This window comes from Synechococcus sp. Cruz CV12-2-Slac-r (genome assembly GCF_024346075.1).
GTDB lineage: Bacteria > Cyanobacteriota > Cyanobacteriia > PCC-6307 > Cyanobiaceae > Synechococcus_D.
Genome location: NZ_JAGQEK010000065.1, coordinates 1 through 10,030 on the forward strand (window position 1 = coordinate 1; position 10,030 = coordinate 10,030).

Genomic DNA, 10,030 nt, shown 5'->3' on the forward strand with positions numbered 1-10,030 from the left:
TCACATTATCTGGATCATTGGGGCAAGCAAGAATTGGTTCAGTGATTTGATCTAGGTTGATTTCAAGCACCGCTGCATATTCAGCATCCTCATCTGCCTCTAGCAGCACTGGATTTGCTAGCCATGCCTCCATCGCCTTAATCCGCCGCAATAAACTACGGCTATCGCCATAACCATTGCTAATCATATTATTAAGCAGAGCAATATTACTACGTAAGTATTCACTAACAGTTGCAATACTCAGCTTGATTGTGCTGCCGGCGCAGCTGCGTTCCGCGGTGGCATCAGTTAACTCAAATGCCTGTTCTAATTTTAAATCTGGTAGCCCTTCAATTTCCATAATGCGGCCAGAAAAAACATTTAGTTTGTTTGTTTTATCTACTGTTAGCAGCCCCTGCTTGATTGCCATATAGGGAATTGCATTCACCACATCCCGCAGGGTTACACCTGGTTGCAATGAGCCGCTGAATTTCACCAGCACCGATTCCGGCATATCCAATGGCATCGCCCCAATCGCTGCTGCAAAAGCCACCAGGCCTGAACCGGCTGGAAATGAAATTCCCAGAGGGAAACGGGTGTGGCTATCGCCGCCGGTTCCAACAGAATCGGGCAGCAACATGCGATTTAACCAGCTGTGGATGATGCCATCACCTGGGCGTAGGGCTACACCACCACGAGATTCAATGAAATCTGGCAATTCGGCGTGGGTTTTGAGATCTACCGGTTTTGGATATGCAGCTGTGTGGCAAAAGCTTTGCAATACAAAATCAGCGGAAAACCCCAGACACGCCAACTCTTTTAATTCATCACGGGTCATCGGGCCTGTGGTGTCTTGGCTGCCAACGGTGCTCATCAACGGTTCGCAGCTGCTGCCAGGCCGCACGCCAACTAGCCCGCAGGCTTTACCCACCATTTTTTGGGCTAAAGTAAAACCCTTAATACTTTCAATAGTAGAATTTGGGCGTATAAAAACATCAGATATTGGCATGGCAAGTTGCATCCTTACCTTATCCGTTAAGGCGCGACCAATTAATAGTGGTATGCGCCCACCCGCCTGCACCTCATCACATAATGTTGTTGGTTTTAATGTAAATCTTGCGATTATCTCCCCGCATTTTTCTTCTCCAATCGCTCGCTCTATCGTTCCTTCATAGGGCCGTATTGTGATCAAATCACCTGTATTCAATTGGCTAACATCACATTCAATAGGTAATGCCCCTGAATCTTCAGCGGTGTTAAAAAATATCGGTGCAATTTTATTCGCTAAAATCACCCCACCGCTACGTTTATTTGGAACATGGGGAATGTTGTTGCCAATGTGCCACAACACCGAATTAATTGCTGATTTTCGTGAACTTCCAGTGCCTACTACATCTCCCACATAGCAAATCGGATAACCCATTGCTTTTAATTTAGTTAATTCCTCTAAACCTCCTGGCATACGCGTTTCCAGCATTGCTTGGGCATGTAATGGAATATCTGGGCGTGTAGTGGCATGGGTGGCAGGTGATAAATCATCGGTGTTTGTTTCTCCTGCAACCTTGAATACCCGAACGGTTATTTCCTTTGCTAGGGGCACCTTTTTGTTAAACCATTCAGCTGCCGCCCAGCTATCAACTACCTGCTTTGCATATCGATTACTAATTGCTAATTCCATTACATCGTGATACGCCTCATAAACAAGAACCGTGCTGCTCAACGCTTCTGCTGCAGCTGCCGCAATCGTTTGCTTTTGGTTTGATAGCAATTCAATTAGAGCTGCCACGTTGTAGCCGCCGATCATTGTGGCGAGCAGCTGCACCGCCCTCTCTCCACTCACCAGGGGGCTGGCTAGTTCTTCTTTTGCTACCGCTGCCAACCAGCTGGCCTTCACATAGGCCGCCTCATCCACCCCAGGGGGGATTCGTTCACTCAGCAGCTGGAGCAAGAAGGTGCCTTCCCCCTCGGGTGGTTGCTGCAATAACTCAGTAAGCGCTTGGGTTTGGGCGGCATCAAGTGGCAGTGCTGGCACACCGAGGGCTTCACGGGCACTAGCGGCAGCGCGATAGGCGATGAGCATCTGCTATTCAAATTATTTGTTCCTATTCTTCACCCTTTAGGGTGCAAAGGAGCTGGCACCTGTGCCCCGTTATGCAGCCCACCTCTGATCTGCATGTGGTGGAGACCCGCCCACTGGTGGCTCCCGTTATTTTGCAGAGCGACATGCCCCTCACCGAAAGGGCTGCCCTCACTGTGCGTAATACGCGAGCGAGGATCAAACGCATCCTCGCGGGAGAAGACCATCGCTTACTGGTGATCGTTGGCCCCTGTTCTGTTCACGACCTTGGTGCTGCGGAAGAATATGCAGGCGCCCTGGTGCAAATCCGTGAGCGGTTGCAGGCGAGTTTAGAAATTGTGATGCGGGTTTATTTCGAAAAGCCGCGAACCACCGTTGGTTGGAAAGGATTGATTAATGATCCCCATCTCGATGGCAGCTACGACATCAATACAGGTTTGCGGCGAGCGCGCAATTTGTTATTGCAGTTTGCTGAACGTGGTTTACCTGCTGCCACTGAACTGCTTGATCCAGTGGTGCCCCAATACATCGCTGATCTAATCAGCTGGACCGCCATTGGCGCCCGCACTACTGAAAGCCAAACTCACCGTGAGATGGCTTCTGGTTTATCGATGCCAATCGGCTATAAAAATGGCACTGATGGCAGCCTCACTGTTGCAATTAACGCAATGGAAGCCGCTTCTCGCCCTCATCACTTTCTTGGCATCAACCGCCAAGGCCATGCAGCCATTGTTTCCACCACCGGTAATCCGGATGGTCATTTGGTGTTAAGGGGTGGTGGCAGTGGCACCAACTACCACCCAGAGGCGATCTCTGCAGCTGAAAATCAGTTGCAGGCAGCAGGTTTGCCCCACCGGGTGATGGTGGATTGCAGCCATGGCAATTCAAATAAGGATTACCGCCGCCAAGGGGAGGTGTTAGAAGCGGTGGCAGCCCAGGTAAAGCAAGGCGGCAGTGCAGTAATGGGAGTGATGTTGGAAAGTCATTTGGTGGCTGGCAGCCAGAAAATTCCGGCTGATCTATCCAAACTCACCTACGGGCAAAGCATTACCGATGCCTGCATCGATCTGGATACCACCGAAGCCCTATTGGATCAATTAGCAGAGGCTGTTGGTTAGTTATTCATTGGCTTTTATTGCAATAAGATTGATTAATTTATTGCTTAGATAATATCCTTTATTTTGCATTTCTAACAATAATGGCACGCATTTATTGATTAGCGCATATTCTTTGGCTATCAACAGCAAGCCCGCTGTTCCGATTACTTCAATATTCTGTTGACGCGCCTCAGCGCGCCCACAGCGATCATCAATTAAGATTGCTAATTCTAGGTTTGCTTCTTGCATAGATATAGCAAGGCTGATGGCACTTGCTTCCCCTGGATCAACGCCTGGATTAGTTGGATAATAGTGTCTTTTTGAGGTTGATTGATCAACATTTATTTTCAGCCAGTTAGCTTGAATTGCATCTATAAGCGCATCGCTACCATCGAATTGGAAAGAGCTTTTTTTATTTGTTATGCCTAATTCATCGCTAATTAAATCTGTGATTATAATCGTGCTAAATAGCTCAGGCAGTAGTTTGAGTTGTTGAATCTTGGTTAAGGCAATTAATGGTCCTGCATCAGCAATAAGAATTTTTTGAAAAACTGACATTAATTTCGGAGCCAGCGTTTTGCTTGGCTGAGTTCAAGATCTATTTCTTCAGATTCCATTTCAGCCACTGAGATTTGTAAAGCCGAGAGGATTTCTAAAAATCGAGGTAGTGGCAACCCTGCAATTTTTGCGGCTGAACCAACAGAAATTGAGCCATCACGAAATAGAGATAGCGCTAGACCAGAGCGCACCGCAGCTGTGCTTGGTAAACCAAGGCGATCTATGGCAACAACTACCGCTGTGGGTTGCTGATGATTCGTTATCAAGGCCATCGCGTCAGTTTCGGCAGCTTTCAGAACCGTGGAAGGGTTGCTTTTCAGCTCTCGCATTGAAAAAGCTTGCATAATGTTCCCGCAATATGTAGGAACATTTTAGCCCCTTAGCCAGGCGCCCATTAAGCCCACGAGTAAGGGCACAGTGAGATTATCAAGGCCGGCCCAACTGAATTGCTCTAATAAAGTTGCACTGGTGGCAATTGCAATCACTGCATACCACTGCAAATTGGGTAGGAGTAGGGCTAACACCAGCAGTGTTACTAGAGCCATGGTGGCAGTGCCAATGATCGATTTTGTTTGCCCAAATATTTGCCAGCGGCGCGAGGAGAGGTTTGCCCCAAGCAAGCCGGCTAAACCATCAGCTAGGGCCATGGTTAATACGGCAGCACATACAAGGTCTGCCTGCTGGGGCCAAAAAAATGCAAGCAATATGGTTATTGAAACGCCGTAGGCAACAGTGCCGTAGCTAAATCGTCCTACATCTTCAATGGAAGCTAAAAGCCGCCATCGATGATTTATTAGAGCTAAAGCGCTAGCAAGCGTTGCAGCAGCAAGAGCAATCGATACTGGAATCTCAGTAGCCCAAGCAATAGGTAAAGCAAAACCTGCACCGATATGCACAACTTTTCGGCTTAATTCTTGCTGCTGTGGCCAGCGCTTACTTATTAAACTGGCAACAATAAAAACAGCTCCTAACCAAACGCTGATCAGTGCTAAACCTATAAGCACCTAATTATTAGGCTGCTTGTTGTTGGTTGGTAATCAATCGCAATTTAAGTATTGCTTTTGCTTCTAATTGCCGCACTCGTTCCCGAGATACATTGATCTGGCGACCAATTTCAGCCAGGGTAAGGGGTTCGCTTCCCTCTAGGCCAAAGCGTAATTTGAGAATTTTTTGCTCCCTTTCGTTTAATTGGGTAATCCAGGTGCCGAGATGTTCTTTTTGGATGCGGCGATCCATTCCCTCCATCGGCTCACCACTGGCTGGATCTGGAATTAATTCACCGAGGGTGCTGCGATCTTCCTCTCCTCTGGCATGGGCATCAAGGGAAGCGCAAGGGGCGCTTTGGCTAAGCAGCTCCTCCAGCTCCTCCGGTTGCATACCCATGGCATGGGCCATTTCAAGCCGGTTTGGTTGGCGGCCAAAGCGATGGGAAAGTTCCCTTGTAATACGCCGTAGTTTGGAGAGCTTTTCGCTGATATGAATTGGTAAGCGAATGGTGCGGGCACTGTTATCAATGGCGCGGGTCATCCCTTGGCGAATCCACCAGTAGGCATAGGTGGAGAATTTATATCCCATCGCCGGATCAAATTTATCAACGGCCCGCTCTAAACCAATCGCACCCTCTTGAACTAGATCAAGCAATTCAAGGCCTTGATTCTGATATTTTTTAGCAACACTTACAACCAAACGTAAGTTGGCTGCCATCATCCGATCCCTTGCGCGGCAGCCCATCCGCACTTGATGGCGTTGCCTTGGAGTGCGCTCTGCTTCTTCTGTTTCCAGCAGCCGCTTCATCTGCTGCACTTGATGGGCAAGTTCGATTTCTTCAGCAGCAGTAAGCAGAGGAACCCTTCCAATATTGCTTAAATACCAACCGATTGAATCCGTGCTCAATCTGCCAGTTGATTTAGAGCTGCTGCGTAATTGTGCAGGGCGAACCGAAGGTTTTTCACCCTCAGCGCGAGCCCCCAGTGGTGTCCCCATCACCCTGGCCTCTCAAATTAAATTTGGCCAGAACATAGCACTGTTATCAGCTGATTTGTGTGTGATTTGGTGCAACAATCCGCAAATCAACGCTAAATAAAATCTACCGATTTGTTGCTGCTGCTCCTAAAGCTAGGGCACCACTGATTAACCGTCTTGAAATAGCTAATAGGGGTCGGTTTGGGGAGTGGTTTTTTGTTTGGTTTTTGCTCATAGTTCTTAACTTTTATCTACAAAAAATATCAGTTATTTGAGCTCTATCAATTTGATTAGCTGTTTTGTCCTTGAACTGCATTCCAGTTTTCCATGAGCTCAAGTTGAGAGTTGTGCTCGTTTTCATTGCATAGGCGCTGCAGGAAATGGCCATCTGGTTGCATATCCCAGGCACCGCGGTTGTCAGCTAGGTAGATGTGCAGTAACTTCTCCAAACTGCTACGTAGTTCAGGGTCTTCCACTGGAGTTATCGCTTCCACCCTGCGATCAAGATTGCGGCCCATCCAATCGGCGCTACCAATAAAAGCTTGAGCATCACCGCCATTGTTAAACCAAAAGATCCGCGAATGCTCAAGAAAGCGTCCGATAATACTTATTACTGAAATGTTGCTACTGTGGCCCTCTATGCCTGGAAGCAAGCTGCATACACCTCTGATAATTAGTTCAATCTTCACTCCAGCTCTGGAAGCCTCATAAAGCAGTGAAATGATGCGAGGATCCACCAATGAATTCATTTTTACAATGATGTGAGCTTCGGTGCCGGCCTTGGCATGCTCGATTTCCCTTTTTATTAGAGATTCCATACCGGCACGCAAGGTAACGGGGGCCACCAACAGTTTTCGGAAACTTTGTTGTTTTGAAAAGCCGGTTAGATAATTAAAAAGTTCCACTAGATCCTGCCCCAATTCAGGCCTGGCGCTAAGCAACCCCACGTCGGTGTAGAGCCTGGAGGTTTTGGAGTTGTAGTTACCAGTGCCCACATGCACGTAGGAACGCAGTTCCTCGCGTTCGAGCCTCAACACCAGAGTTACCTTGGTGTGGGTTTTAAGGCCGATAACGCCATAAACCACGTGCACGCCAGCGTTTTCAAGCTGCCGAGCCCATTGAATATTATTTTCTTCATCAAACCTGGCCTTTAATTCTACTAATGCCATCACTTGTTTGCCATTTTCAGCTGCAGTTATCAAAGAACTAATAACTTTTGAATCTTTAGATACACGATATAATGTCATTTTTATTGCCAATACATCGGGATCATCTGCCGCTTGGCCAATAAATTCCTCCACCGATGAACTAAATAGGTCGTAGGGATGATGCAGAAGTACATCGCCGCGCTTTAAAACATCAAAGACGCTTTCAAATTCCTCGGCTTTGATCGAACCATCAGCAAGCAATGCTTTTTGGGCCCGTGCTAACGGTGCAGCGATGCGTGCCACTTGAGCAGCGTCTTTTAATTGCGGCAGCGCTACGCCTGTAAGAGCAAATAAATCATCTAAGCCGAGGGGGCCATTAATGCGATATAGATCCTCCGCTTCTACCGCCATTCCTTCCATCAGTAGATCAACCACATCCTGTGGCATTTCATCTGTTACTTCCAAACGCACCACCTCTCCACCCATGCGTCTTTTACGTAGCCCCTCCTGTAATGCCACCATTAAGTCGTCTGCTTCCAGTTCCCTTAATTCCAAATCTGCATCGCGAGTAACGCGGAAGAAATAGTGCCCTTCAATTGCCATGCCAGGGAAGAGCAGCCCGAGATTGAAGGCCACCACCTGTTCTAGTGGCACGGCGCTATAGAGAACGGGACCTGCTTGATCAGCAAGTTCTGTTGGTATTTTGATAAATCTAGGTATATTTTTCTGAGGAACTTTAACCCGCGCAAATTGTTGCTCTCCTGTTTCTGGATCGCGAATTAAAGCTGCGATATTAAGGCTTAAATTACTAATGAACGGGAATGGGTGAGCTGGATCAACGGCAAGAGGTGTTAAAACTGGAAAAATTGCAGCTCGGAAATGGTTGTTAATCCATTCTTTTTGCTTATTATTTAGCTGAGGGTAGTCTAATACAAATACGCCATGTTCGGTTAGTTTTGGTTTTAGCTCACCGCGATAGTGCTGCTGTTGTTGTTCTAAAACTGGCCGTAATTTTGATTGAATTGCTATTAGTTGTTGCAATGGCGTGAGCCCATCCACACTCAAGCTGGTAACACCAGCTTCCACTTGTGATTTCAGAGATGCCACCCGCACCATAAAAAATTCATCAAGATTGTTGCTAAAAATTGCGCTGAACTTTGCTTGCTCAAGCAACGGTGTTCGGCCGTCCATCGCCTGAGCTAGCACCCGTTCATTGAAATCAATCCAACCCAATTCACGATTTAGGTAGAGCTCTGGAGCTAGTGCAACGGCGGCCATGGATTTAAGTGCCAATCACAAAACACTAATTGGCTTGTTTAAAGGTTCCGTTAGCAGTGAGCAAACTCACCCCCAGCAGCAAGGCTGCAGCCAACAAGAACGGACTGCTATACCCCAGTTGTTCAAAGGCCAACCCCATCAAAGGCGGGCCAAGAAAACTGCCCAGGCTTTGCAAACCCTGCAGGCTGCCAAGGGCAGCTCCCTGGCCATCGCTATCAAGGCGCCTAGATACCAAACTGCGCAAGCAAGGTGTAACAAGCCCTGTGCCTAGGGCCAATATGGCAACGGCGCTAAAAACTACCGGTTGGGCATTGCCAATTGGGGCGGCAGGAATCAAGAGGCAACCAACTAACACCAGGCCAAGGCCAAATAATGTGAGCCTTTGTTCACCAAATTTTGAAACTAGGGGCCCGATTAATGCCCCTTGCACCACGGTTGCTACCACGCCAACGATCAGAAATGCGCTAGTGGCAGGGCCTGGCCCCCAATTAAATACCTGCTTAAAAAACAGCACCAGCACTGCGGTAAAACCGTTGAAGGCAAGAAAGAACAGAAAAAATGCCAGGCAGAGGCTGCCCACTTTTGGATTTTTAAACACCTTCAGCAGTTGAGTAAAAGGATTGAGTGCTCGTTTGCGAGGCAGGGCCCGCCTTTGATCGGCTGGATGGGTTTCTGGCAGCAAAAGCAACACCAGCAGCAGATTTATTGCTGCAATGGCCACTGCAATCCACACCGGCAAAGTAACGCTCCAGCGGCTCAATATCCCAGCTAGTGCAGGCCCAAGAATGAAGCCCAGCCCAAAGGCCACCCCGATCAAACCAAATGCTTTGGCGCGATTTTCAGGGCTGCTGATATCAGCGAGCACAGCCCCAGCGCTTGCGGCAGTACCGCCACTGAACCCGTCTAATAACCGTCCGCAAAATAAAAGCGCCAGGGGCCAGGCACTGGCAATAGGCCAATCAATTTCTAAGGTAATTGCAAATAAACCAAGCCCCAGCACTGTGCCTGCAACGCAGCAAGCGATCACTGGGCGGCGCCCAAAGCGATCACTTAATGCACCAATCAATGGCGTTGCTAAAAATTGAGCCAGGGCATAACTACCAGCCAGCAAACCCAAGGTGGTGCCACTGCTGGTGAAACCAGCTAAGAGAAATGGCAGCAGCGGAAATACAAGGCTTTCTCCCACCCGATCGTTCAGCAGCGTCACAAACACGCATAAAAGCGTGGACGGACGTTTCATTTGGTTTAGAGCCGGCGGGTATCAAAACTAGTGTTCAGCACCATCCACCCAAAAACTAAATAAATGCGCTTGATCGCCTCCTATCGCAATGCTGGCTATGAAGCCTTGGCTGATGCTGTAATCAGCTTTTTTGATCGCCGCTGCGATTTACAAGCCCCTGGTGTTGCCTTTGGTGTGGGTGCCGGCTCCCAAATGGAAGCGACCAAACGCTCCACTGATATCAGCTTGGTGGCGATTGATCGCAGTGATCCAGAAGCTTTTGCTTTGGCAGATGTAATTGTGCGAGGCGTTAGAGCCGGGCTGAATCGATATTTAGAAGAAAGGCCCCTGCTGTTGCAATGCAGCCCTGAGCAGCAGCTATTTGTGAATCCAATTTTTAATTTGCAGCGTTATGCGCCGGGTGAGGGTTTTAAAGCTTGGCATTGTGATTGGACCATCAGCCCAGAGGCCACGGAACCGGTGCATCGGTTGCTGGCCTGGATTCTTTATTGCAATGATCTACCTCAAGGGGGAACAGAATTTCATTGGCAGGATCATCACGAGGAGGCAGAACGGGGCGAATTATTGATATTTCCGGCCGGTATATCTCACATCCATCGCGGCAGGATTAGTAATGATCACACCAAAACCATCGCTACTGGTTGGATAAATGCTGGAACGGAGGCTTTGTATCTCAAGCGTTTGGCAAACG

9 protein-coding genes are annotated in these 10,030 nt (G+C 48.2%); 2 read left to right on the top strand and 7 right to left on the bottom strand.

The annotated features are described in order from the left end of the window. A partial coding sequence (locus tag KB557_RS06550; RefSeq protein ID WP_255132481.1) for a bifunctional aconitate hydratase 2/2-methylisocitrate dehydratase occupies nucleotides 1-2,059 on the bottom strand: 2,059 nt, incomplete at its 3' end. Nucleotides 2,060-2,130: 71 nt separating this feature from the next. On the opposite strand from KB557_RS06550, the gene KB557_RS06555 reads away from it, so the two are divergent. Beyond that, the gene (locus KB557_RS06555; RefSeq protein ID WP_255132483.1) at nucleotides 2,131-3,174 is read left to right on the top strand and encodes a 3-deoxy-7-phosphoheptulonate synthase; all 1,044 of its coding nucleotides are present in this window, start codon (nucleotides 2,131-2,133) and stop codon (nucleotides 3,172-3,174) included. Here the strand turns inward: KB557_RS06555 and KB557_RS06560 are convergent, their stop codons facing one another. The 6 genes from KB557_RS06560 to KB557_RS06585 form a co-directional block, all read right to left on the bottom strand. Further along, a complete protein-coding gene (locus tag KB557_RS06560; RefSeq protein WP_255132485.1) occupies nucleotides 3,175-3,711 on the bottom strand; it encodes a DUF3368 domain-containing protein in 537 nt (178 codons plus the stop codon). Next, nucleotides 3,711-4,055 carry a type II toxin-antitoxin system prevent-host-death family antitoxin gene (locus KB557_RS06565; RefSeq protein WP_295476030.1) on the bottom strand — a complete coding sequence of 115 codons (345 nt, stop codon included), beginning with the start codon at nucleotides 4,053-4,055 and terminating at the stop codon, nucleotides 3,711-3,713. The genes KB557_RS06560 and KB557_RS06565 overlap by 1 nt, the downstream gene beginning before the upstream one ends. Nucleotides 4,056-4,082: 27 nt before the next feature. Further along, complete coding sequence (locus tag KB557_RS06570) at nucleotides 4,083-4,715, bottom strand: diacylglycerol/polyprenol kinase family protein (protein ID WP_255132489.1); 633 nt, start codon at nucleotides 4,713-4,715, stop codon at nucleotides 4,083-4,085. A 7-nt stretch (nucleotides 4,716-4,722) separates the two neighbouring features. Beyond that, the gene (locus KB557_RS06575) at nucleotides 4,723-5,694 is read right to left on the bottom strand and encodes an RNA polymerase sigma factor, RpoD/SigA family (RefSeq protein ID WP_255132492.1); all 972 of its coding nucleotides are present in this window, start codon (nucleotides 5,692-5,694) and stop codon (nucleotides 4,723-4,725) included. A 269-nt stretch (nucleotides 5,695-5,963) separates the two neighbouring features. Beyond that, nucleotides 5,964-8,099, bottom strand: a complete 2,136-nt coding sequence (ppk1, locus tag KB557_RS06580) for a polyphosphate kinase 1 (protein WP_255132495.1) — start codon at nucleotides 8,097-8,099, stop codon at nucleotides 5,964-5,966. A 25-nt stretch (nucleotides 8,100-8,124) separates the two neighbouring features. Further along, nucleotides 8,125-9,339 (bottom strand): MFS transporter, encoded by a 1,215-nt coding sequence (locus KB557_RS06585; RefSeq protein ID WP_255132497.1) that lies wholly within the window; start codon nucleotides 9,337-9,339, stop codon nucleotides 8,125-8,127. 63 nt (nucleotides 9,340-9,402) lie between these two features. Between KB557_RS06585 and KB557_RS06590 the strand changes: the two genes are divergently transcribed. Then, nucleotides 9,403-10,030, top strand: a 628-nt coding sequence (locus tag KB557_RS06590) for a 2OG-Fe(II) oxygenase (RefSeq protein ID WP_255132500.1), incomplete at its 3' end; no start/stop codon positions are given.

What these genes read in the sequence shown, in the direction of transcription:
- KB557_RS06560 (WP_255132485.1), bottom strand. Translation starts at nt 3,711, where the DNA reads ATGTCAGTTTTTCAAAAAATTCTTATTGCTGATGCAGGACCATTAATT.
- KB557_RS06565 (WP_295476030.1), bottom strand. Translation starts at nt 4,055, where the DNA reads ATGCAAGCTTTTTCAATGCGAGAGCTGAAAAGCAACCCTTCCACGGTT.
- KB557_RS06585 (WP_255132497.1), bottom strand. Translation starts at nt 9,339, where the DNA reads ATGAAACGTCCGTCCACGCTTTTATGCGTGTTTGTGACGCTGCTGAAC.
- ppk1 (WP_255132495.1), bottom strand. Translation starts at nt 8,099, where the DNA reads ATGGCCGCCGTTGCACTAGCTCCAGAGCTCTACCTAAATCGTGAATTG.
- KB557_RS06555 (WP_255132483.1), top strand. Translation starts at nt 2,131, where the DNA reads ATGCAGCCCACCTCTGATCTGCATGTGGTGGAGACCCGCCCACTGGTG.
- KB557_RS06575 (WP_255132492.1), bottom strand. Translation starts at nt 5,694, where the DNA reads ATGGGGACACCACTGGGGGCTCGCGCTGAGGGTGAAAAACCTTCGGTT.